The organism is Bradyrhizobium sp. P5_C12, from assembly GCF_054049735.1.
In genome coordinates, this window is sequence record NZ_JBFULU010000032.1 from 20983 (window position 1) to 44994 (window position 24012).

Annotated in this window: 19 protein-coding genes; 13 read left to right on the forward strand and 6 right to left on the reverse strand. The window is 65.3% G+C overall.

Features of this window, described 5'->3' with window-relative positions:
* Positions 1–2 precede the first annotated feature (2 nt).
* The 3 genes from ACXJMY_RS25315 to ACXJMY_RS25325 all read right to left on the reverse strand — a co-directional run bounded on the left by ACXJMY_RS25315 (position 3) and on the right by ACXJMY_RS25325 (position 3195).
* The gene (locus ACXJMY_RS25315; RefSeq protein WP_456622067.1) at positions 3–2402 is read right to left on the reverse strand and encodes a bifunctional diguanylate cyclase/phosphodiesterase; all 2400 of its coding nucleotides are present in this window, start codon (positions 2400–2402) and stop codon (positions 3–5) included.
* A 114-nt stretch (positions 2403–2516) separates the two neighbouring features.
* The gene (locus ACXJMY_RS25320; RefSeq protein ID WP_456622068.1) at positions 2517–2645 is read right to left on the reverse strand and encodes a hypothetical protein; all 129 of its coding nucleotides are present in this window, start codon (positions 2643–2645) and stop codon (positions 2517–2519) included.
* A 43-nt stretch (positions 2646–2688) separates the two neighbouring features.
* Entirely contained in the window at positions 2689–3195 is a 507-nt protein-coding gene (locus ACXJMY_RS25325; RefSeq protein WP_456622069.1) for a YciE/YciF ferroxidase family protein, read from the reverse strand.
* A gap of 427 nt (positions 3196–3622) precedes the next feature.
* On the opposite strand from ACXJMY_RS25325, the gene ACXJMY_RS25330 reads away from it, so the two are divergent.
* From ACXJMY_RS25330 to ACXJMY_RS25370, 9 genes are all read left to right on the forward strand, one after another.
* Positions 3623–4705 carry a lysylphosphatidylglycerol synthase transmembrane domain-containing protein gene (locus tag ACXJMY_RS25330; RefSeq protein WP_456622070.1) on the forward strand — a complete coding sequence of 361 codons (1083 nt, stop codon included), beginning with the start codon at positions 3623–3625 and terminating at the stop codon, positions 4703–4705.
* A 118-nt stretch (positions 4706–4823) separates the two neighbouring features.
* Positions 4824–6776, forward strand: coding sequence for a hypothetical protein (locus tag ACXJMY_RS25335; RefSeq protein WP_456622071.1), 1953 nt, complete (start codon positions 4824–4826; stop codon positions 6774–6776).
* A gap of 315 nt (positions 6777–7091) precedes the next feature.
* Entirely contained in the window at positions 7092–8444 is a 1353-nt protein-coding gene (locus ACXJMY_RS25340) for an MFS transporter (RefSeq protein WP_456622072.1), read from the forward strand.
* A 126-nt stretch (positions 8445–8570) separates the two neighbouring features.
* A complete protein-coding gene (locus tag ACXJMY_RS25345; protein ID WP_456622073.1) occupies positions 8571–9476 on the forward strand; it encodes a LysR substrate-binding domain-containing protein in 906 nt (301 codons plus the stop codon).
* Between the two features lie 127 nt (positions 9477–9603).
* Positions 9604–10548 (forward strand): 5-dehydro-4-deoxyglucarate dehydratase, encoded by a 945-nt coding sequence (gene kdgD / locus ACXJMY_RS25350; protein WP_456622074.1) that lies wholly within the window; start codon positions 9604–9606, stop codon positions 10546–10548.
* 26 nt (positions 10549–10574) lie between these two features.
* The gene (gene gudD, locus ACXJMY_RS25355; RefSeq protein WP_456622075.1) at positions 10575–11918 is read left to right on the forward strand and encodes a glucarate dehydratase; all 1344 of its coding nucleotides are present in this window, start codon (positions 10575–10577) and stop codon (positions 11916–11918) included.
* A 19-nt stretch (positions 11919–11937) separates the two neighbouring features.
* A complete protein-coding gene (locus tag ACXJMY_RS25360) occupies positions 11938–13386 on the forward strand; it encodes an aldehyde dehydrogenase family protein (RefSeq protein WP_456622076.1) in 1449 nt (482 codons plus the stop codon).
* Positions 13387–13515: 129 nt separating this feature from the next.
* The gene (garD, locus tag ACXJMY_RS25365; RefSeq protein WP_456622077.1) at positions 13516–15057 is read left to right on the forward strand and encodes a galactarate dehydratase; all 1542 of its coding nucleotides are present in this window, start codon (positions 13516–13518) and stop codon (positions 15055–15057) included.
* 184 nt (positions 15058–15241) lie between these two features.
* Positions 15242–15511 carry a hypothetical protein gene (locus ACXJMY_RS25370; protein WP_456622078.1) on the forward strand — a complete coding sequence of 90 codons (270 nt, stop codon included), beginning with the start codon at positions 15242–15244 and terminating at the stop codon, positions 15509–15511.
* Between the two features lie 49 nt (positions 15512–15560).
* Here the strand turns inward: ACXJMY_RS25370 and ACXJMY_RS25375 are convergent, their stop codons facing one another.
* Positions 15561–16691 (reverse strand): L-dopachrome tautomerase-related protein, encoded by a 1131-nt coding sequence (locus tag ACXJMY_RS25375; protein WP_456622079.1) that lies wholly within the window; start codon positions 16689–16691, stop codon positions 15561–15563.
* A 221-nt stretch (positions 16692–16912) separates the two neighbouring features.
* Between ACXJMY_RS25375 and ACXJMY_RS25380 the strand changes: the two genes are divergently transcribed.
* Together ACXJMY_RS25380 and ACXJMY_RS25385 are read left to right on the forward strand one after the other, a co-directional pair.
* Positions 16913–17329 carry a winged helix-turn-helix transcriptional regulator gene (locus ACXJMY_RS25380; protein ID WP_456622080.1) on the forward strand — a complete coding sequence of 139 codons (417 nt, stop codon included), beginning with the start codon at positions 16913–16915 and terminating at the stop codon, positions 17327–17329.
* Positions 17330–17609: 280 nt separating this feature from the next.
* Positions 17610–19877, forward strand: a complete 2268-nt coding sequence (locus ACXJMY_RS25385; RefSeq protein WP_456622081.1) for a TonB-dependent siderophore receptor — start codon at positions 17610–17612, stop codon at positions 19875–19877.
* A gap of 43 nt (positions 19878–19920) precedes the next feature.
* Here ACXJMY_RS25385 and ACXJMY_RS25390 read toward each other — a convergent pair whose 3' ends face one another.
* Positions 19921–20661 (reverse strand): hypothetical protein, encoded by a 741-nt coding sequence (locus ACXJMY_RS25390; RefSeq protein ID WP_456622082.1) that lies wholly within the window; start codon positions 20659–20661, stop codon positions 19921–19923.
* 6 nt (positions 20662–20667) lie between these two features.
* The gene (locus tag ACXJMY_RS25395) at positions 20668–21555 is read right to left on the reverse strand and encodes a MipA/OmpV family protein (RefSeq protein ID WP_456622083.1); all 888 of its coding nucleotides are present in this window, start codon (positions 21553–21555) and stop codon (positions 20668–20670) included.
* Between the two features lie 343 nt (positions 21556–21898).
* On the opposite strand from ACXJMY_RS25395, the gene ACXJMY_RS25400 reads away from it, so the two are divergent.
* Together ACXJMY_RS25400 and ACXJMY_RS25405 are read left to right on the forward strand one after the other, a co-directional pair.
* On the forward strand, positions 21899–22579 hold the full coding sequence (locus ACXJMY_RS25400) for a response regulator transcription factor (protein ID WP_456622084.1): 681 nt from the start codon (positions 21899–21901) through the stop codon (positions 22577–22579).
* Positions 22576–23946: a sensor histidine kinase gene (locus ACXJMY_RS25405; RefSeq protein WP_456622085.1), complete on the forward strand. Its 1371-nt coding sequence runs from the start codon at positions 22576–22578 to the stop codon at positions 23944–23946. Before ACXJMY_RS25400 ends, ACXJMY_RS25405 begins: the two co-directional genes overlap by 4 nt.
* Positions 23947–24012: the final 66 nt, after the last annotated feature.

Consider the following 24012-nt stretch of genomic DNA (forward strand, 5'->3'; position numbering starts at 1 on the left):
TCTTACGCCAAGGCGCGCAGCCGCGGCCGGTTCAGCATGATCATCACGTCGGACGCAGGACGCGGCTTGCTGAACAAATAGCCCTGCGCCTGGGTGCAGCCTTCGCGCCGGAGCAGTTCGAGCTGCGCGTCGTTCTCGACCCCCTCCGCCGTGGTGACGATGCCGAGGCTGCGCCCCAACCCGGTCACGGCGCGGATGATCGCCATGGAATCCTCGCGCGTCGCGAGCTCCGACACGAAGGAGCGGTCGATCTTGATCTTGTCGAAGGGGAAGCTGCGCAGATAGCTCAGCGACGAATAACCGGTGCCGAAATCGTCGAGCGAGATCCGCACGCCCATGGCGCGGAGCTCATGCAACGTGGTCAGCGTCGCCTCGCTGTTCTGGAGCAGCACGGATTCGGTGATCTCGAGCTCGAGGCGGCGTGCCGCGAGCCCCGAGGCTGCCAGCGCCTCGGTCACGGATGCGATCAGATTCGGGTTCTTGAACTGCACCGGCGACAGGTTGACGGCGACGTCGACATCGTCCGGCCAGGTCGCCGCGTCGGTGCAGGCAGAGCGCAGCACGAACTCGCCGAGCTGGACGATCAGTCCGGTCTCCTCGGCCAGCGGAATGAAGCTGACGGGTGCGATCAGACCGCGCTGCGGGTGGTTCCAGCGCAGCAGCGCCTCGAAGGCGACGACGCGGCCGCTGGCGACGTCACGGATCGGCTGGTAGTACGCCTGGAACTCGTCGCGCTGTACCGCCGCGCGCAGATCCATCTCCAGCAGGCGCCGCGCCTGCGCGCGCGCATCCATGCCGGTCTCGAAGAAGCGATAGGTGCCGCGACCGTCGGCCTTGGCGCGATACAGCGCCAGGTCGGCATTTTTCAACAATTCGTCCGGATCGCTGCCGTCCTGCGGCGACAGCGAGATGCCGATCGACACGCCGATGACGATCTGATGGTCGTTGATCTCGTAAGGCGCGGAGATCACTTCGACGAGACGGCCGGCAAGCAGCGCCGCAGCGGCCTCCTCGGACCGGCCGAGCTGGACCACGGCGAACTCGTCGCCGCCGAGCCGCGCCACGGTGTCGTTCTCGCCGACCGCGGCCGCGAGCCTGCGGCCGACCTCCTTGAGCAGCGCATCACCGATGGGATGGCCGAGGGAATCGTTGATGTCCTTGAAGTGATCGAGATCGAGGCAGAGCACCGCGAGCTGGTCGTTCGATCTCGCGCGGCGCAGACCCTGCTCGAGCTGCTCGTGGAACAGCACGCGGTTCGGCAGATTGGTCAGCGCGTCATGGCGCGCCATGTGCGTGATCTTCGCCTGCGCCTCCAGCCAATCGGTGATGTCCTCGAAGGTCGCGACCCAGCCGCCGCCCTGCATCGGCTGGTTGACGACGCGGATGGAGCGGCCGAGCCTGTTCACGACCTGGCTGGTCGTGCGGCCCTCGCGTGCGTCGACGACGAGGCGCGCGAAGAATTCGTCCGCATCGCCCTGCCACTGGCCCTTGGCCTGCTCCTCCCGCAACACCTCGACGAGCAGGCGGCCGGTGAGCGGAATGCCGGTGCGGCCGAGCAACGCAGCGTAGCGCTCGTTGAAGAGCTGGATCTTGCCGTCGGCATCGAACATGCACAGCCCCTGCGACATGTTCTCGAGCGCCGTGTCCAGCACGAACTGCTGGCGTCCCAATGCACCCTTGGCACGGCGGTCGAGCAGCGCAGCAGCGAGCGCAATCGCGATGATCGCAACCGCGGCGCTGGCGGTCAGGAAGGACAGCGAGCCCGGCGCGATCGACAGCCCGCTGATCGCGAGCGTCGGGTCCGGCGTCAGCACCACCGCGCCCATCGCGGTGAAATGATGCGCGACGATGGCGAGCGTCAGCAGGGCGGTCGCGCTCAGCGCATGGGAAAGGTCGTCGCGACGCGCGGCGACGAACAGCGCCAGCGCCGCAAACACGATGCCGAACAGGACCGAGGCCACAACCGTGCCTTCGACCCAGGCAATGCGCGCGGGAACTTCCAGCGCCGCCATGCCGGTGTAATGCATCGTCGCGACGCCGGCGCCGACGATGGCACCGCCGAGAACGATCCACGGCGTCCGCGCCGACGATACCGCGATGCTCAATCCGATGAAGGTCACGGAGATCGCGAAGATCAGCGACAGGACCGTCACCGGAATGTTGTAGGCACCGTCGGCCCCCGGCCCGTAGGCCAGCATCGCGATGAAATGCGTCGCCCAGATGCCGCATCCGCTGACGGCGGCGTCCAGCGTGATCCAGGCCAGACGCCCCGACCCCCGCGTCGCGCGCGCCCGGTGAAACAGGCTGATCGCCGCGGCGCTGGCAAGCAGGCACACCGCGCCGCCAAGCGCGACCAGGCTCCAGTCATGCTGGTCCGTCAGACAGTAAAGAACTTGATACATTGCCGGCCTCTATGGGACCTGCACTAGAAACCGGCAGAGGTGGATAGTCGGTAACCGGCTACGAGCCGGTTCCGGGGATGGTGAACAGACGATGTGTGCGTTTGCTCACATTGTTCATCCTCGCGCCTGCGCGCCGAAGCCGATCACGGCGCCGATCCAGAGCAGGCTGAGGCAGCCGAACGCCGAGATGCAGGCGCCGACGACGATGGTCGGGCACGGGCCGATTATACATCTGAGCAGCAAGACGCCGCGCGTGGGCCGCAGGGCGTCTTCCTGGCTACACTCCCTAGCTCGCGGCGCGCAGGTTCACCTTGCTCTCGGCGAGCGTCGTCAGCTTCCTGTCGGTCGCCTTCTCCTCCTCCAGCGTCTTGGTGAGCACGGCTGCGCAGTCGGTGCGGCCGAGTTGCTTGGCCCAGGCGATCAGGCTGCCATAGCGCGCGATCTCGTAATGCTCGGCGGCCTGCGCCGCGTTGATCAAGGCTGCATCGAGCACCGCCTTGTCGGCGACTTCGCCGGCGGTCTCCTCGGCTTCCTCGATGATGCCGTCGATCGCCGGGCAATCCACCGCCTTCACTTGCGCACCGTGCATCTTGAACACCTCCTCGAGACGCTTGACGTGCTGCCTGGTTTCTTCCAGGTGCGTCAAAAAGCCCTGCTTCAGCTGCGGATCGGTCGCCTTATCCGCCATTTTCGGCAGCGCCTTGGTGAGCTGCTGCTCGGCGTAATAGATGTCCTGCAGCTGATGCACGAACAGGTCGTTCATCGTCTTAATGTCTTTTGTGAACAGTCCCATCGATCCGATCCTCTCGGGTTTCGGGAACACGGCGGCATCGGCCTGCACGAAAAGCCGCAAAATTCCGCCATGTTCGATTGCTGATGGGTCGCTAACCGGCGCGCGACGGCGACGTTCCTAAAAAGCCCGGATCGTTTGCGCGGGAACAATGCGAGCGGCGCCAGTAAGGTGAAATCATGTCAACATGCGGAGCGCGACCCGAGCCTGGTGTCACGACTCATATGCTTAACGCGCCTGCCATGTGAACCACGTATGACAGAGCGGCCGGTCCAGCGCAGAACCTATCCTTGTCAAGGGCTGCACAAGCCGACCTTTTTGCCTTAAATGAGCTAGAACATATCTAGCGATCGACGCCCACCGTGGCAGCGATCGCACCCGAGCCGCCAATGTCTGGGCGGGTCGGTCTTGCCCCCCGCCGGGAGGATGAATGCACGGACTGCTGCCCGCGCTGAAACGCGGCTTCAAGAGATGGATCGGCTGGCGACGGCTTGGAATCGCCGCGAGCGTCGTCATCATCGCCTTCGCGATCACGACGCTTGTGCGCACCCTCAAGGGCATCGATACCGGCGTCATCCTGACGGCGTTAACCGAGATTCCCCGCGGCAATATCGGGCTGGCGGCGATCTGCGTGTGCTTCGCGTTCTGTACGCTGACCTTCTACGATTTTTTTGCACTGCGAACGATCGGCAAGAAGCACGTGCCCTACCGCATCGCAGCGCTCTCCAGCTTCACGTCCTATTCGATCGGCCACAATATCGGTGCAACCGTGTTCACCGGCGGTGCGATCCGCTTCCGGATCTATTCGGACTACGGGCTGAACGCGATCGACGTCGCGAAAATCTGCTTCCTCTCCGGCCTGACCTTCTGGCTCGGTAACATCTTCGTGCTCTCGATCGGCATGGCCATCCATCCGGACGCCGCCTCCTACATGGATCAGCTGCCGTCGTCGATCAACCGGCTGATCGCGCTCGGCGGTCTCGCCTCGATCTGCGCCTATCTGGTCTGGCTCTGCATGGGCGAGAAGCGCCGGGAGCTCGGCCAGAAGGGCTGGAAGGTGGTGCTGCCGTCGGCGCCGCTGACGCTGGTGCAGATCCTGATCGGCGTGGTCGATCTCGGCTTCTGCGCGCTGGCGATGTACCTCTTGGTGCCGGCCAGCCCGCCGATCGATTTCCTGTCGCTCGCCGTGGTGTTCATCCTGGCGACGCTGCTCGGCTTTGCCAGCCATGCCCCCGGCTCGATCGGCGTGTTCGATGCCGCCATGCTGGTGGCGCTGCCCGAATTCGGCCGCGAGCAGTTGCTGGCGACCCTGTTGGTCTTCCGCATCCTCTATTTCGTGATCCCGTTCGGTCTCGCCATCTCCATCATGGGCGCGCGCGAGCTCTGGATGAACGTCGTGGAGCCCTGGCAGGAGCGCCGGCGGCTGGCCGAGGCCTGCGCGCAGACCAACCTGCCCAAGCAGGTGGCAGCGATGGAGCGCGAACGGTCGCTGCGGCAGGCCAGCAAACGGTAGGATCAGCAAGCCCCAGGCCGCTGGACGGCGGCCTGCAAAACCGTCAGACAAAGGGTGCAGGCGGGGGAACAGTTGCTCTCTTATTTCCGCCTCAACTTTGCCGTTGAAGACGCGGGCCATGATCCCTGTATCCCTTCGTCCTTTTCTCGCTGGCGTCCTGCTGCTTGCCGGGCTGCTCACCGCCTTGCCGCTCGAGCGCGCGGCCGCACAGGACGCGGGCGCCATGCAGATCAGCTGGGAGGTGCGCAACCGTTTCCGGCTGTTCCGCGAGGATCGCGACTTCCTGCTTCATGTCGAGAACGCGCGCAACCGCAGCATCCTCGCCGCCGAGCAGTCGCTGGAGATCCAGAGCGAAGGCCGCGGCTGGGCCCGCAACATGGTCAACCGGCTCTGCATCGACCTCCAGGGCCGGCTCAATCAGCCCTGCAATCGCGACAACGTGAAGGAAAACTACATCACCCCGGCCGACCACCCCGTCACCGTGCGCCTGGCCGGCGCGGTGCCGGTCGGAGCCACCTGTGCCTGGTCGTTCGATGACGGCGACGGGCCGCAGACCTCGACCTTCGACTGCGCAGAGCCGATCAATCTGCGCGTCCGCTACGGCAAGCAGACGGTCGCAACCGTCGACGTCTCCTCCGGCTCCGATCCGACCCAGCGTATCCAGACCGAGATCCAGGTCCGCGACGTCTTCATCGCCGGCCTGGGCGACAGCATCGCCTCGGGCGAAGGCAATCCGGACCGGCCGCTGGCCTTGTCCGACGAAGGCTTCTGCTTCCGCTCCTATCTCGGCACCGCCGGCGCGCAGTACTACCGGCCGAGCCGCGCCGGCTACAAGGGCGGGCGCGCCTGCGAGGCGCCCGATACGCTCGCCAACTGGCAGCGCTACGGCGCGCTCTGGCTCAACTCGTCCTGCCACCGCTCGCTCTACAGCTACCAGACCCGCACCGCGCTCGCGCTCGCCGTGCGCTACACCCACATCGCGGTGACCTTTCTGCCGCTCGCCTGCACCGGCGCCAGCATCGGCGACGGGCTGCTCGGCTCGCAGCGCGCCCGCGAGTGCCTGCCCGGCAAGAACGGCACCTGCCAGACCAGCGTGAGCGCGCAGGTCGCCGAGCTGCGCGAAGCGCTCGCCGCCGCCAAAAAGCGCCAGCCGGACCGCACGCTCGACCTCGTGCTGCTCTCGGTCGGTGCCAATGATGTCTACTTCTCCGGTCTCGTCGCCGACGTCATCGTCGACACCGCGACCGAGCGCGCGCTGTTCCGCCGCTCCGGCGTGATGGCGAGCGTCGACGAATCCCGCGATGCGCTGGCGCGCGAGCTGCCGCAGAACTTCGTCAAGCTGCGCGAGGCGCTGAAGCCGCTCGTCGGCGGCGACCTCTCGCACGTCGTCTACGTCTCCTATGCCAATCCGGCGCTCGCCGATGGCGGCGTGCCCTGCCGCGGCGGCCGCGCCGGGTTCGACATCCATCCGTCCTTCAACGCCGATCCGCAGCGTCTCGCTCGCGTCTCGACCTTCGTCGACACCGAATTCCTGCCGCAGCTGAAGGGCCTCGCCACCTGCACGCGCGGCGCGCTGTGCCGCGATCCCGAAGCCGATCGCATGACGTTCGTGGACTCGCACCAGGCGGCGTTCGCCGATCACGGCTTCTGCGCCCATGCCGGCAACGATCCCGAATTCGACCGCACCTGCTTCGCCGAGAACGGCCAGAGCTTCAATCCGGACATTGTCAGCGCGGCCAGCCAGCCGATGCTGTGCGGCCGCGGCGCCTCGGAGTACCGCGCCTATCTGCCGCGTGCGCGCTGGATCCGCGACGCCAATGACAGCTATTTTGCTGCGATGACCTATCCGCAAGGCTTGCCGGCCGCGAGCCAGCCGACCGACATCCACGATGCGACCTGGGGCGTGCTCTCCGCCGTCTATGGCGGCGCCGTGCATCCAAGCGCCGAAGGCCACGCCGCGATGGCCGACGCCACGCTGCCGGCCGCCAGCGCCGTGCTCGGGCTGGACGCCGTGCCGCCGCCGGTGACGCGGGGATTGCTGCCGCAGCTGCTGCCGAGCGCGCGGCAGTAGCCGACGCTGTCTCTTTCCACGCGTCGTCCTGGCGAAAGCCAGGACCCATTACCACCGAGCGCAATTTGGCGAAGATTGATCATTGCCAGCGCGCGCCACAACTTCCTCCTGGGGTAATGGGTCCTGGCTTTCGCCAGGACGACGATTGAGTGCGTGGCGCGCGCGTTCGCCATCACCACGCACCGTTCCCGCCGCCTGCCGTTCCATCGATCCAAAAACGGTATCGATCGATACTCCCTTCAACTTGGACACTTTGCCGCGCGCGCCTCTAGGAGTCGTGTTGAGGAAACGTTTCAAATTGCAAGGAGGCGCATGATGAGCGCAGTTGTGTCCGCAGCGGACGTGAGGAGGTCTCGCGTCAGGCTGTTCATCGTGACCATGTTGTTCCTGGTCACGACCGTCAACTATGCCGACCGCGCCACGCTCTCGATCGCCGGCCCCGCGCTCTCCAAGGAGCTCCATCTCGATCCCGTCGCCATGGGCTACATCTTCTCGGCCTTCGGCTGGTCCTATGTGATCGCGCAGGTGCCGGGTGGCTGGCTGCTCGACCGCTACGGCTCGCGCCTCGTCTATGCCTTCAGCATCATCGTCTGGTCGCTGTTCACGATGATGCAGGGCTGGGTCGGCTTCTTCAGCGCCGGCACCGCCATCATCGTGCTGTTCGGCCTGCGTTTCCTGGTCGGCATCGCGGAAGCGCCCTCCTTCCCCGCCAACGCCCGCATCGTCGCGGCCTGGTTTCCCGGCAACGAGCGCGGCACCGCGTCGGCCTTCTTCAATTCCGGGCAGTATTTCGCGACCGTGATCTTCGCGCCGCTGATGGGCTGGATCGCGCACGACTACGGCTGGCGCTACGTCTTCTTCGTGATGGGTGCGCTCGGCGTGATCATGGGCCTGGTCTGGATCAAGACCATCTACGGCCCGAAGGAGCATCCCGGCATCAACGAAGCCGAGTTCGATTACATCAAGGAGGGCGGCGCGCTGGTCGACCTCGACGCGCCCAAAGACGACGTGAGGCACGAGCGCGCGCCGGACTCCGGCTCCGGCTGGGACCACATCCGCCAGCTCCTCTCCAACCGCATGATGCTCGGCGTCTATCTCGGCCAGTACTGCATCAACACGCTGACCTATTTCTTCCTGACCTGGTTCCCGGTCTACCTCGTCAAGGAGCGCGGGCTGTCGATCCTGCAAGCCGGCTTCGTCGCGACGCTGCCGGCGCTGTGCGGCTTCATCGGCGGCGTGCTCGGCGGCATCATCTCGGACGCGATCCTGCGCAAGACCGGCTCGCTGACCATGGCGCGCAAGATTCCGATCGTCGGCGGCATGCTGCTGTCGATGTCGATCATCGCCTGCAATTATGTCGACGGCCAGGCGCTGGTGGTCGGCTTCATGGCGCTCGCCTTCTTCGGCAAGGGCATCGGCGCGCTCGGCTGGGCGGTCGTCTCCGACACCTCGCCGAAGGAAGCCGGCGGCGTCTCCGGCGGCCTGTTCAACACCTTCGGCAACCTCTCCTCGATCACCACCCCGATCGTGATCGGCTACATCCTGGCTGCGACCGGCTCGTTCAACGGCGCACTGCTGTTCGTCGGCGCCWACGCGCTGGTCGCCGCGTTCGCCTATCTCGTGGTCGTGGGCAAGATCGAGCGGGTGGTGCTCAAACGTTCCTCCTGAGCGCTCCGAGATCATCGGAGCGGACCAGGCAACTTACGGCGGCTCCCACAGCCGCCGTCTTTGTTTCGGGGATGATCGATGCTAGAAGTGCCGGGGAAACGCCTTATTCATCTAAGGCATGTATCGATGTTCGACCTCAACCAGCTCCGCTGTTTCGTCACGGTGGCCGAAGAACTGCATTTCGGCCGCGCCGCCGCGCGGCTGAACATGACCCAGCCGCCGCTGTCGCGGCAGATCCAGGTGCTCGAGCACATCATCGACGCGCCGCTGCTCGAGCGCACCAGCCGCTCGGTCCGGCTGACCCCGGCCGGGCGCAGCTTCCTGCCGGAGGCGCGGCGCATCCTGAAGCTCGCCGAAAGCGCCTCGCAGGTCGCCCGCCGCATCGCGCTCGGCAAGACCGGCTCGCTGAAGATCGGCTTCACGGCGGCTGCCGCCTACGGCTTCCTCCCGGAACTCGTCGCCGCCTGCCGCGCCAAGCTGCCCGAAGTCGATTTCTCGCTGAAGGAGATGGTGTCCGGCGATCAGTTCGAGGCGCTCAGCTCCGGCCAGATCGACGCCGGGCTGTTGCGGCCGCCGATCGCGCGCCCCGAAGTGGCCAGCCGCCGCGTCGTCGCCGAGCCCCTGCTGGCCGCGATCCCCAAGAAGCATCCGCTGGCGAGCGCCGAGAGCGTCACCATCAAGGATTTCGACGACCAGCCCTTCGTGATGTATTCGCCCTATGAGAGCCGCTATTTTCACGACCTGCTGGTGGCGCTGTTCACCCGCGCCGACGTGCTGCCGCGCTACGTCCAGCACCTGAGCCAGATCCACTCGATCCTCGCCATGGTCCGCGCCGGCCTCGGCCTCGCCATCGTGCCGGCGGCGGCGGCGAGCCTGAAGATCGCCGACGTCCGCCTGCGGCCGCTGAAGCTGCGCAGCCGCGTTCCAGTCGAGCTGTTCATGGTCTGGCGCCGCGACGACGAGAATCCGCTGCTCTCCGCCCTGGTGAAGATCGCGAGCGAATTGTCCTCGGCCGAGATGGTGGAAGATTGATGCTGAATCCGCATCGGTCGATATAGGCTTTGGCTTGGACGCGCATCGAACGGTCTCCTAAACAACGGCGCATGGACGTGCGGCTTCAGTTGCGTCCGCGACAACACTAGAGAAGGGAGCAGCGCCCATGAGCAAGATGACCCCGCAGGAAATGGCCCAGAAGATCGGATCGGGCCTCCTGTCCTTCCCCGTCACGCCGTTCAAGGCGGATTACTCGTTCGACGAGGCGACCTACCGCGCCAACATGGACTGGCTGTGCGGCTATGACGTCGCTGGTCTGTTCGCCGCCGGCGGCACCGGCGAGTTCTTCTCGCTGACGCCGACCGAGGTCCCGCAGGTGGTCAAGATCGCCGTCGACGAGACCAAGGGCCGCGTGCCCGTGCTCGCCGGCACCGGCTACGGCACCGCGATCGCGCGCGAGATCGCGATCGGCGCGGAAAAGGCCGGCGCCGACGGCCTGTTGCTGCTGCCGCCCTATCTCACCCATTCCGAGCAGGACGGCCTTGCCGCCCATGTCGAGGCGGTCTGCGCTTCCGTGAAGATCGGCGTCATCGTCTACAACCGCGACAACGCCATCCTCCAGCCCGACACGCTCGCCCGCCTCGCCGAGCGCTGTCCGAACCTGGTCGGCTACAAGGACGGCATCGGCGACATCGAGCTGATGACCCGCGTCTACACCAAGCTCGGCGATCGCCTGACCTATATCGGCGGCCTGCCGACCGCGGAGACCTTCGCGCTGCCCTATCTCGACATGGGCGTGACGACCTATTCCTCGGCGGTGTTCAACTTCGTTCCGGAATTCGCCATCAATTTCTACGCCGCCGTGCGCAAGCGCGACCATGAGACGATCCATGCCGGTCTGAAGGATTTCATCCTGCCGCTGATCGCGATCCGCAACCGCAAGAAGGGTTATGCGGTCTCGATCATCAAGGCCGGCATGAAGGTGATCGGCCGCGATTCCGGCCCGGTCCGCCCGCCGCTCACCGACCTCACCGAGCAGGAGGTCGCGGAACTGACCGCGTTGGTGAAAAATCTGCCCGCCATTCGATCGACACAACAGGCGGCAGAATAACAGACGACAACAGGGAGGAGCGTGCGATGGCCCAGACTGACGTCTCTGGTGCACCGGTCGTCACATCGATGCAGGTGATCCCGGTCGCGGGCCGCGACAGCATGCTCCTCAACTTGAGCGGCGCACATGCGCCGTTCTTCACCCGCAACATCGTCATCCTCACCGACAATGCCGGTCACACCGGCGTCGGCGAGGTGCCCGGCGGGCAGAAGATCTGGCAGACGCTCCAGGACGCACGCGATCTCGTGATCGGCAAGACCGTCGGCGCGCTCAACAACATCCTGGCCGACATCCGCACCGCCTTCGCCGACCGCGACGCCGGCGGCCGCGGCAAGCAGACATTCGACCTGCGCGTGATGATCCATGCCGTCACCGCGGTGGAGTCCGCGCTGCTCGACCTGCTCGGCCAGCATCTCCGGCTCCCCGTGGCGGCGCTGCTCGGCGAGGGCCAGCAGCGCAACAGCGTCGAGACGCTCGGCTATCTCTTCTTCGTCGGCGACCGGCGCAAGAGCAAGCTCGATTACGTCAAGGGTGAGACCGGCAAGCCGGAATGGTTCAATCTGCGCCACCAGGAGGCGATGACGCCGGCGACGGTGGTGCGGCTTGCGGAAGCCACCCACGACCACTACGGCTTCGCCGACTTCAAGCTCAAGGGCGGCGTGCTGCGCGGCGAGCAGGAGATCGAGGCCGTCACCGCGATCGCAAAACGCTTCCCCAACGCCCGCGTCACCCTGGACCCCAACGGCGCCTGGTCGCTCGACGAGGCAATCGGCCTCTGCAAGGACATGCACGGCATCCTCGCCTATGCCGAGGATCCCTGCGGCGCCGAGGCCGGCTTCTCCGGCCGCGAGATCATGGCCGAGTTCCGCCGCGCCACCGGCCTGCCGACCGCGACCAACATGATCGCCACCGACTGGCGGCAGCTCTCCCATGCGCTGCGCCTCGGCGCGGTGGACATTCCGCTCGCCGACCCCCATTTCTGGACCATGCAGGGCTCGGTGCGCGTCGCCCAGACCTGCCGCGACAACGGCCTGACCTGGGGCTCGCACTCCAACAACCATTTCGACATTTCGCTCGCCATGTTCACCCATGTCGGCGCCGCCGCCCCCGGCAAGGTCACCGCGATCGACACCCACTGGATCTGGCAGGATGGCCAGGCGCTGACCAGGGAGCCGCTCCGGATCACCGGCGGCAAGATCGCGGTGCCCGACAGGCCGGGCCTGGGCATCGAAATCGACCGGGCAGCCATCGAAGCCGCGCATGACCTCTACAAGCAGCATGGACTTGGCGCCCGGGATGACGCTATTGCCATGCAGGACTTGATCCCGGGCTGGACGTTTGACGACAAGCGCCCGTGCCTCGTGCGTTAGAAAATTCGGAGGACGATAGATGACGGCAATCCTGAAGAACTTCATCGGCGGCGAGTGGGTCGACGGCTCCGGCGTCACCAAGAATATCAACCCCTCCAACACCAACGACCTCGTCGGCGAGTACGCCAAGGCCGACAAGGCGCAGACCGAGAAGGCGATCGCCGCCGCGAAAGCCGCCTTCCCCGCCTGGGCGCAGTCGACGCCACAGGTGCGCTATGACGCGCTGAACAAGATTTCCCTCGAAATCCTCGCCCGCAAGGAAGAGCTCGGCCGCCTGCTCGCCCGCGAGGAAGGCAAGACGCTCCCCGAGGGCATCGGCGAGGTCGCCCGCGCCGGCCAGATCTTTGCGTTCTTCGCCGGCGAAGCGCTGCGCCTGATCGGCGAAAAGGGCGCTTCCGTCCGTCCCGGCCTCGACGTCGAGCTCACCCGCGAGCCGGTCGGCGTCATCGGCATGATCACGCCCTGGAATTTCCCGATCGCGATTCCGGCCTGGAAGATCGCGCCCGCGCTCTGCTACGGCAACACCGTCGTGTTCAAGCCGGCCGAACTGGTGCCGGGCTCGGGACATGCGCTGTCCGAGATCATCACCCGCTCCGGCATTCCGGCAGGCGTGTTCAACCTCGTGGTCGGCTCCGGCTCGGTGGTCGGCCAGACCCTGCTCGATCATCCGGATGTCGCCGCGATCTCCTTTACCGGCTCGGTGCAGACCGGCCGCAAGATCGCGCAGGCCTGCGTGCTCTCGAACCCGATGAAGAAGTTCCAGCTCGAGATGGGCGGCAAGAACCCGCTGGTGGTGCTCGACGACGCCGATCTCAAGACCGCCGTCGAGGTCGCCGTCAACGGCGCCTATTTCTCCACCGGCCAGCGCTGCACCGCCTCCTCGCGCCTGATCGTGACCGAAGGCATCCATGACCGCTTCGTCGCGGCGGTGGCCGAGCGCCTGAAGGGGCTGTCGGTCGACGACGCGCTCAAGGCCGGCGTGCATATCGGCCCGGTGGTCGACCAGAGCCAGCTCGACCAGGACCTGCGCTACATCAAGATCGGCCAGGACGAGGGCGCCAAGCTTGCCTTCGGCGGCGAACTGCTCAAGCGCGAGACGCCCGGCCACTACCTCCAGCCGGCGCTGTTCACCGAGGCCAACAACAACATGCGCATCGCGCGTGAGGAGATCTTCGGCCCCGTCGCCGCAGTGATCCGCGCCAAGGACTACGACGAGGCACTGGCGATCTCCAACGACACCGAGTTCGGCCTCGCCTCCGGCATCTGCACCTCGAGCCTGAAATACGCCTCGCACTACAAGCGCAACAGCGAGTCCGGCATGGTGATGGTCAATCTGCCGACCGCCGGCGTCGACTATCACGTGCCGTTCGGCGGCCGGAAGGGCTCGAGCTACGGCGCCCGCGAGCAGGGCTCCTATGCGCGCGAGTTCTACACGACCGTGAAGACGGCCTACACCTATCCGGGTTAACCACGGGGAAGATATCGTAGGGTGGGCAAAGCGAAGCGTGCCCACCGCTTACGTTCGGTGTGAAGCATGGTGGGCACGGCGCGTTGCGCCTTTGCCCACCCTACGACTTCAGCTTCTGAGGCAAAGCCAATGGACCAGTCAGTCGCAGCGAAAGAGCAGCCCCGCTACATCAAGCTCAACGAGCGCGACAATGTCGCGATCGTGGTCAATGATTTCGGGCTCCCCGCCGGCTCCCGCTTTGCCTGCGGGCTGACGCTGCGCGCCTTCGTGCCGCAGGGGCACAAGACGGCGCTGGTCGACATCGCACAAGACCAGCCGATCATCCGCTACGGCGAGGTGATCGGCTACGCGCTTTCGCCGATCCTGGCCGGTGAATGGGTGGACGAGGCGCGCATCCGCATGCCGGAGGCCCCAGCGCTGGACAAGCTCGAAATCTCGACCGCCGTGCCCGCGCCCCTGCCGCCGCTCGAAGGTTTCACCTTCGAAGGCTTCCGCAATCCGGACGGCTCGGTCGGCACCAAGAACATCCTCGGCATCTCCTCCTCCGTGCAATGCGTCAAGGGCACGATGGAATATGCGGTGAAGCGCATCCGCGCCGAGCTGCTCCCAAAGTATCCGAACGTCGATGACGTCGTACCGCTGACCCACGCCTATGGCTGCGGCGTCGCGATCAATGCCCCCGATGCGGTGGTTCCGATCCGCACGCTGCAAAACATCGCGCTCAACCCGAATTTCGGCGGCGAGATTCTGGTCATCAGCCTGGGATGCGAAAAGCTCGCGCCCGAGCGGCTGGTGCCGGAAGGGATCAGCGATGCCATCGTGCGGATGCAGGACGAGGCCTTCGACGGCTTTGGCGCCATCGTCGACGCCATCATGACCCAGGCCGAGGCGCGCCTGAAGATCCTCAACGCGCGCACCCGCGAGACCTGCCCGGCGTCCGACCTCGTGATCGGCCTGCAATGCGGCGGCAGCGACGCCTTCTCCGGCGTCACCGCGAACCCCGCCGTCGGCTTCGCCGCCGACCTCTTGGTGCGCGCCGGCGCCACCGTGATGTTCTCGGAAGTCACCGAGGTGCGCGATGCGATCCAGCTGCTCACCCGGCGCGCCATCAATGAAGACGTCGGCCGCGCGCTGGTGCGCGAGATGGCCTGGTACGACTCCTATCTGGCCCGCGGCGGCGCCGACCGCAGCGCCAACACCACGCCCGGCAACAAGAAGGGCGGGCTCGCCAACATCGTCGAAAAATCATTGGGCTCGATCGTCAAGTCCGGCTCATCCGCGATCACCGGCGTGCTCGCACCCGGCGAGAAGGCGACGCAGAAGGGCATGCTGTTCGCGGCCACCCCCGCCTCCGACTTCATCTGCGGCACGCTCCAGCTCGCCTCCGGCATGACGCTGCAGGTGTTCACCACCGGCCGCGGCACGCCTTACGGCCTTGCGGCAGCGCCCGTCATCAAGGTCGCGACCCGCAGCGAGCTGGCACGGCGCTGGAAGGACCTGATCGATTTCGACGCCGGCCGCATCGCCACCGGCGAGCAGACCATCGAGGAAACCGGCTGGGACCTGTTCCGCCTGATCCTGGATGTCGCCAGCGGCCGTATCAAGCCGTGGTCGGACCGCTGGGGCATCCACAACGACCTGACGCTGTTCAATCCGGCGCCGGTGACCTGAAGGCCGGCGGCGGCGAAACAATCCTGAAACACTTCAGCGAAGCATTTCGTCTTCGCTTCATTGCGCGCGAATCACGCAACCAAATATCTCCGCCGACGGTGACCGAACGTTCGCATACGAGCGAACCTGTCGCGTCCTCGCCGCGACCAAACCTCCGATTGCCATCTTCCACGGAGATTTTCCCATGCGCGTTCTTTCGATGATTGCCGTTCTCGGCACGATGATTGCGAGCTCGTCCGGTGCATTCGCCACCGAGCTTCCCTCCTACGAAGTGACGTCGTTTCCGATCTCGGCGACGCAAGTCCAGGTCCTCGGCGGCGCCGGCGTCGAGGAGCAGTCGGCCGCGCCCGCGATGATCGTCGCGGGCATGCCCGCCTCGCCTGCGCAGATCTCGGTGCTGTCGCCGCGCGTCAAGCGGCTCGCGAGCGCCAACGCGACCAGCGAAGAACGCTGAGATAGTTTCCGACCCCGGCTGTCCCTTGCCGGGGTCGTCGCTCTCGCCGTCAGCGTGAGATATAGCCTGCTGCGATCGGCTTGAACCGATAGATCAGATACGGCGTCTTGTTTTCCGCCTTTCCGCCATGGAACATGGCGGCTGCGGATACCTGAGACGCGGACACGTACATGTACCCGTCGGCAGAGGCAGTAATCCCGTCCGGCCACACCATGTCTGGATCGCTCAGATAGGTGCGATACTTCCGATCGGTCCCGACTACACCAATCGACTTGGTCTCGACCGCGGTCAGGTAGATGTTGCCCGCGTAGTCGATCGACAGGCCGCCATTGTTCGGCTTGTCCGAGTAGCGTTCCACCCTCGCGCTCAGCTCTTCGGGGGGTAGCTTCTCGTCGCCGAGGTCGATGGCCTTGATGCGATACAGCGACCGGCCGCTGAGTGGCGCGAAATAGACCCATTCGGACCTGGCATCCATCGTGATGCCGTCGCAGCCGACCTTGATGAGCGAAGGCTTGCCGTCCTTGCCGGGCACCGTCAGGTCATTACCATCTACGGTGATCGGCACATTTTCCGGGACAGTGGATCGATCGCCGTCCAGCACGCGTCGTGCGACACCCGTATCCATATCGATGACGATGATCGCAGCGTGAGACCCATCGCCGCCAGGCCCGATGTTTTCGTCGGCGATGTAGAACTTCCGGTGCTTCTGGTCGATCACGATATCCTGCGGCTGCGAACCTTTCACCGTCACGGGCTCCGGCATGTAATAGATGCGCTCCAGCCTGTTCGTGCGCGTGTTCCAGCCGACCAGCTTCGGCGTGATCTGCGTCCGGAATCCCATGTCGATGATCCACACGACACCGCTTTCGTCAGAACGAAGGCCCAGCACGTTATCGAGGTACTGATCGGTTCCTTTTCGTGGCGTATTCCACTCGGCATTTGGAAACGGCTCAAACGTCGTCGGCGATGTCAGCCGCGCGACACGAATGTCGGGACTGAAGAATGGATGGTGGCTGAAGATCAGCTGATTGTCCGGCGTAAACGCAATGTTGCCGACCGACTGCGGGAGCTTCGCGAAGACTTCCGCGTTGCCGCTTCCGCTCTCCGCACAGGCTGCGCCCGTGACGATTGCGGCCGACAGAAAAATGACGAGTAGAATTCCTCTCCTCACGCTTCGCACCGCTCCCTCCCTGTGTTTTCTATGATTATTCCGGCGCGCGTTTGCCCGGTCTGCGCCGGTTGCCGCCGCAGAATTTGAATGCAGAGACCCTATGCGAGCCGAAGCGGTGGCTCGTTCGTCACCGCCTCGCCGATATCGATCTTTGCGAGAGCTACGATGCGCGCTAATTTAGGGACTGACAATTACGCACAGGCCAGTCCTCTAGTATCACGGAGTGAACTATGCAGAAGCTCGGCGGCAAGACCTATGATTGTGCCGTGGGATGCCCCGTGGAGGCCACCCTCGATCTGATCGACGGCAAGTGGAAGGGCGTGATTCTTTATCACTTGCTCGACGATACGATTCGCTTCAACGAGCTCAAGCGGCGCCTGTCCCGGATCACGCAGCGCATGCTGACACGCCAGCTCCGCGAGCTCGAGGCGGACGGCCTCATTCATCGCGAGATATACGCACAGGTCCCGCCGCGGGTCGAGTATTCCTTGACGGCGCTTGGCCGCTCGCTCGAACCGGTCGTTCGCATGCTCTGGACATGGGGCAATCAGTATCTCGCGACGGAAGCGGCCCGTGCCGGCGCGATCAACGGAGCCGTTTCGCTCTCGCCACGGGTCAAACGGAGCCTGCCGTCAGGCCGCGCGTAGGGCGGGCCCCTGCGTCAGGCGACCTGCGCATCCACAATGCCTTGCGGCGACTGCAGGCAAATCACGCGGGGGCGATCGAAGCGCGTTGGTCTACGCCGCGACAAGACGCGCTTCTCCATTCTCTCATTCACGCATTCGCGCGCCGGCATCAATCGGCGCGCGCCCGATTTATATGAATACTAATTCCAAATCCGATGATTGAGGGGCATTGCGCCCCTCCTGCACTTCAAGCTCCACACCGCGCTTGTTAGTCGTCGCCCCGCAAATGATGGGGTCGCGAATGACAACGTATCTGAGGACGACGGCGGGATTGATCGGCGGCGCGCTGCCGCTGCTGGCAGGCTTGATGGACGCAGCGCCCGCCGAGGCGCAATCATCGTCGCGGGAATTGCCTGCCGTCGTCGTCGAGCAGTCATCGTCGCGGCCGACGGCACGTACACGTCCGCTTCGCTCCCGCCAGGCCGCGCAGGCGGCAAGCCGCCGTCGTCAGGCCGAGCGCGCGCCGTCGAACGCCGATGCACCGGCAGCCGGCGCGAGCACGGGCGCGGAGACCGCGACGAGCCCCGTCCACGGCTACGTCGCGACCCGCAGCGGCACCGGCACCAAGACCGACACGCCGCTGCGCGAGACGCCGCAATCGATCACCGTGGTGACCGCCGACCGCGTCACCGACCAGGGCGCGACCACCGTGCAGGAAGCGCTGCGTTATGTCCCCGGCGTGTTCGCCGACGCCTACGGCGCGGACTCGCGCGGCGACTATCCGCGCATCCGCGGCCAGGACCCGAACATTTATCTCGACGGCACGCGCATGGTGAACACCAACAATTTCAACGAATGGCGGCCGGACCCCTATACGCTGGAGCGCATCGAGGTGCTGCGCGGCCCCTCGTCCGTGCTCTACGGCGACACTTCGACGGCTGGCCTGTTGAACCTGGTCTCGAAGCGGCCGCAGGCGGAAGCCGCCAGCGAGATCGGCGTGCAATATGGCAGCTTCAACCGCAAGCAGGTACAGCTCGATTCCACGGGAAAGCTGACCAAAGACGGCGAGTGGCTCTATCGCTTCATCGGCGTCTACCGCGACAGCAACACGCAGACCGACTACGTCAAGGACGACCGCATCCTGCTCGCGCCGTCGCTGACCTGGCGGCCGACCAACACCACGAGCTGGACCGTGCTCGGCACCTACCAGAAGGACGCGACCGGCTCTTCCACGGCGTTTCTGCCGCATGAGGGCACGCTGTTTGCCGGCCCCAACGGATTCATTCCGGTGCAGCGTTTTGCCGGCGAGCCGGGCTTCGACAAATACCAGACCGAGACGGGCGCGATCAGCAGCCTGTTCGAGCACAGCTTCAGCGATGGCCTGAAGATCCGGCAGAACCTGCGCTTCGCCCATGTCGAGGGCATCTACCGCTCGACCTGGCCGGATCTGCACTTCGTCGATCCAAGCGATCCGAACTATCCGTTTCTCGATTCCGGCCGACGCACCGTCGCACGCAGCGTATGGAGCCGCGAGACGGTCAAGGACAACCTGACCTCGGACAGCAATGCCGAGCTGAAACTGCACACCGGCCCGGTCGCACACAAGCTGTTGCTCGGCGTCGATTACCGCGCATTCAGTGAACGCGCGCAATCCGGCTTCGCTACGGATTCGACGCCGTTCGATCTCTACGCCCCGGTCTACCGCGGCGTGACCGCGCCGGCGATGTCTCCCGAGCCGGATCTCCGCCAGAGCCAGCTCGGCCTCTACGCACAGGACCAGTTGCGGCTCGGGCCGTGGCTCGCCGTGCTCGGCCTGCGCCACGACTACGTCACCAGTGATACGCAGGGCTCTCCGGTCGAGAATTACCAGGCGACCACGGGCCGCGCCGCGCTGATGTACGAATTGCCGTTCGGCGTCACGCCTTACGTGACCTATGCGCAATCGTTCAACCCGGTGTTCGGCAGCGGCGTCTGCGCCGCTACTTGCGTGCCGCAGCGCGGCGAGATGGTGGAGCTCGGCTTCAAGTACAATCCGATGCCAGGCCATGCGATCAACGGCGCGATCTTCGACACCACCGAGAAGAACCGGCTGACGAGCGACCCCAACGATGACCGGTTCTCGATCCAGACCGGCAAGGTCCGCATCCGCGGCGCCGAGCTCGAGGTGCTGGCGCGCATCACGCCGGAGCTCGACCTGATCGGCGCCTACACCTATCTCGATGCCCGCGTGGAGAGCGGCGACAATTCCGGCAAGCATGTCGAGACCGTGCCGGACCACCAGGCTTCGCTCTGGGCGAAGTACCGCCTCTCCCAGCTCGGCCTGCCCGGCGTCACGCTCGGCGGCGGCGTGCGCTACATCGGCACCTCATGGGACGGCACGGACACCCTCCGCACGCCCGATTACACCCTGTTCGATGCCCTGGTTCGTTACGAGACCGGCCCCTGGCGGCTTCAGGTCAATGCCAGCAATCTGTTCGACAAGCGTCACGTCACCACCTGCCTGGCGCGCGGCGACTGCTTCCTCGGCATCGGCCGCACCGTGCTCGGCAGCGTGACCTATAAATTCTAGGCGCGACGCTTACGTCATGCTGCCGGACCTGATCTCATGACCATTACCGTCCATCGGTGAGATGCATGTCGCCCAGCGTGAGCGGAAGGCTGCGTGTGATGAGATCCGCAATCGCCGCGCGCAGCCGTTCACCCGAAGCCGGGCCATCAAACGTCTCGTCGACCGGCCCACTCGGGCCGGCGAGCCGCATGGTCCCGGTGTTATCGAGCGGCGCGGCCGCCCGCTTCTCGATCACGTCGAACGACTTGCCGTCGATCACGCGCACCTCGTAGAGCGCGTGGATCAGGCCGTAATCTACAAGCAGCGTCCGGTATTGGGCGAGCCCGATGCCCTCGACGTTGCGGCCGTTGCCGAGTTTCGATCGTGCCCTTGTGATGACGATATAGGCATCGAGCCCCTGGGGCACGACGTCGGTGCGAACCAGTTCCTTGAATGGATCGCTGCGCAGCAGATTGACGGGCGTAACCGCCGAATCCCTGACTGCGGCGAACGCGGCGCGCCGATAGGTCACCGGCTGCACGCGAAAGCGTCCGCTCAGCAGCTTGGCCGCCTGCTGGACGATCAGCTCGTCCAGGCCCCATGCGCTGATCGAAACGCTCTGCCCTGCCGCGCCTGGCTCGGTCAGGCCCGCTTGCGTCAAGCTCATTTCCTCGCCGACGGCCGAGACGATGCCGACGGTCTTGATCGCCTGGAGTCGGCTTGCGCGCGTCTCGAACGCCACGGCGGCGCCGAGGACGCCGGAAGCGACCGCCACGACAACACATAGAATTAAGCTGCGGCGCATGGCGAGCTATCGAATTCTGAAATCGAACGAATAGGAAGCGCCCAGCCCGACCGTGGTCTGGTTCGACGATCCCCGCAGCTTGACGAGCGGACTGTCCGCCGCGTCCCCGAGCAGCTTTTCGTATTCGACATAGGCATGGACCTCCCACTGCGGATTGATGCGGTAGGACACCTGGCTTCCGAAGCCGACCGAGTGCGCGCCGCCCTTGGCATCGTAGGTCGGCAGCCCGGATGCCAGCGCCTGCGCCGCGTCGACGCCGAAATACGGCGCGGTCGCCTTGGTGCTCTTCCAGGTGAAACGCGGACCGGCCGAGATCGTGAGCCTCTGAATCAAGGGAACGATGACGTCGGCGGAGACGTCGGCCACCGTGCCGGTATGGCCACCCATGCCCTGACGCAACTCGCTGCGCAGGCGCAGCCAGTCGACCGGATAATATTCGACGAAACCACCGAGCTCGTATGCGGCCTTGACGTCGCCAAGACCAGTCAGCTCGGAATATTTGTCGCTCTTGCGCGACGAGACGTATTTGAACGCAGGCCCTGCGCGAAAATTGCCGACGTCGAGGAGCGCGATGCTCGCGCTGTCGCGAGGCCCGCGAAACTGGTCGACCGATCCGGCACGGCGAATCGAGAAAATCGGGATCGGCCTCAACTTCCCGTTCTTCGATCCGACGAAATCCGGCGTGTATTCTCCGCCGATGCCGACCATGACGGTCCAGTTGCCGGACGGTGAAGGCAGCATCGGCAGCTCGAACGGCGGCGCCGGCAGCGTGAACGCGGTTTGCGCCGATACGGACTGCGCAGACGCGATGATCGCGCCGAGCGCGGCAAGACAGGCGGTCGACCGCCGCGCATTCGCCGTGTGGCGGATAGCGGCTTCGTCAAGATATTTCATTACTGGGCCCCGGACTCGGCCTTGCTGACCGAGTCGACTGGTGTGGTTGGAGCCTCAGCATGTGGTCGGGCAAAATTGCCCCAAGATTGCAAGGGGCGACCGTCCCTGCGACATTCCCGCACGCCGCGAGGCGCTCGTGTCAACATTGCCCGAACATTGCCGGGCCGCGCTCACGCAGCAGAACTTTGACCGTCAGTGTCGGCCGGCCCCTCGCCCCCCGCCTTTTATTCGCCAAGCTCGCTGCATTAATGGGAACCCTGCGCAGGAGCCGAAACGCCAGAGTTCGGCCAGGGAGCGTCACGGTCCAGGATCAGACGTTCCGGCAGAGTCAAGGACGACCCGCGTGCGCTCCCTCGTGATCGAAGACGAACCGCAGATCGGCGCCTATGTCAGCCGCCTGCTCGGTCAATTGCACGGCATCGTCGACCTCGTCGGCTCGATTGCCGATGCCCGTCAGGCGCTGGACAACTTCAAATACGATCTCGCGATCGTCGACCGGATGCTGCCCGACGGCGATGCGCTCCAGGTGGTCACGGCGCTGAGCCGATCGCCGGAACGCCCGGCGATCATCATGCTGACGTCCAAGGACGCCAAGGAGGATATCGTCGATGGCCTCAATGGTGGCGCCGACGACTATCTCGGAAAGCCGTTCGAGCCGCAGGAGCTGATTGCGCGGGTGCGCGCCGTGCTGCGGCGGCCGCGGCTGCTCGCCCCCTCGGTGTTGTCGCTCGGCAATGTCGAACTGCACCTCGGCAGCAACGAGGCGGTGGTCGCCGACACGAAAATCCTGCTGCGGCGACGCGAGGCGCTGATCCTCGGCGCGCTGTTGATGCGGCGCGACCGCGTCCTCACCCGCGCCGCCTTGATCGAGGAAATCTACGGCTTCGACGACGAGATCGAGTCCAACACGCTCGAAGCGCAGGTCTCGCGCTTGAGGAAGAAATTGGCCGAGCTCGGCGGCGACGTCGAGATCCGCAGCATGCGAGGCATCGGCTACATCATGCGGCTGGCAAAACCCCGATGACGTCGATCGCCCGAACATTTGCGCTGTCGCTCGGCATCGCCGCCACGACCATCTTCCTGATCATGCTCTGCGTCTTCATCTGGCGATACCCGATGGAGGAACGCGAGTTCAGGGCGTGCCGGGTCGTGGCTGCCATTCTCGACCGCGCCACGGTGATCGAAGGGCAAAACCTGGCCATCCGTTCGACTCCCGCCATCGAGGAATTGAAGGCCGACAGCCCGAACCTCTGGTACGTCGTGTCCGCGGGCGACCTGGTCAGCGAGTATGGCAGCGAACGCCGGCCCGCCCTTCCCTTCGCGTTTCCCTATCATGGGCCCGTCGGCACGTCCGTCTTCAACACCCTCGACCAGAAGAGCACCTTCTGCCTTGGCGTCGTGCAACGGGGCTCGTTGCAGCTTGCGATGATGGTCGGACAGCCTCAGGTCCGGTTCGGTCGGCTCGCACGGAACTTCCTTTTTCGCAGTATTTTTTCGATCTTTCTGCTGGCGCTGGCCTTTGCGGCGACCGTCGCCATCGGTTCGGCCCTGGCCGCACGTTTCGTCTCACGAGGTATCGAACGGGTCGCGCGTCGCGCGTTCGCGATCGATCCATCAGCCCCGCAAGGTTCGATATCCCTGTCCGAAGTGCCCTCCGAGCTGAAGCCACTGGTCGAGGCGCTGAACCGCGCCTTCGGCGAGATCGACGCCTATATCAGGATGCAGCGCCGCTTCATCGGCAATGCCGCCCATCAGCTCCGCACGCCGCTGACGCTGCTGCGCGCGAAGATCGAGGACGTATCCGAACCGGCCCTGAAGGTCGAGCTCGTGCGGGACGTCCGTCGCCTGACGTCACTGGTCTCGGCCATGCTGGACCTTGCCCGGCTGCAAAACCATGCGATCGCGAAGCGGCCGATCGATCTTGCCGTCGTGACGCTCGACGTTCTCGCCGATTTCAGCCCGTCGGCGCTGGATTCCGGAATCGAGCTTTCGCTGGAACAGGATGGCGAAGGCCCCTTCATCGTCCAGGGGGTCGAAGCCGCGGTTCGCAGCGCGCTTGGCAACCTCGTCGGCAACGCGCTGATCCACGCCCGCGGCGCGCGGCACATTACCGCCAATCTCGGCAGCGGCAGCATATCGATCCGTGATGACGGAGCCGGCATTCCGCAGGATTTCCGGCACCAGCCGATCGAGCCGTTCCGGACCGGCAACACGACGCGCGACGGCGCGGGCCTCGGCCTGTCGATCGTTCAGGAGATCATGGCCGCGCATGGCGGCGAGCTCATCATCACATCGGTCCCCGGCCACGGAACGACGGCATGCCTCCGCTTTCCGGAAGCCCGCGCCGAACCGGCGCATGAATCTCCGCGCCTCGATCTGCAACCGAACTAGCAACACGGGACTTTGATGCCATGGCCCAGATGAAAGCAGCAGTGATCCGCAAGTCGGGAGGACCGG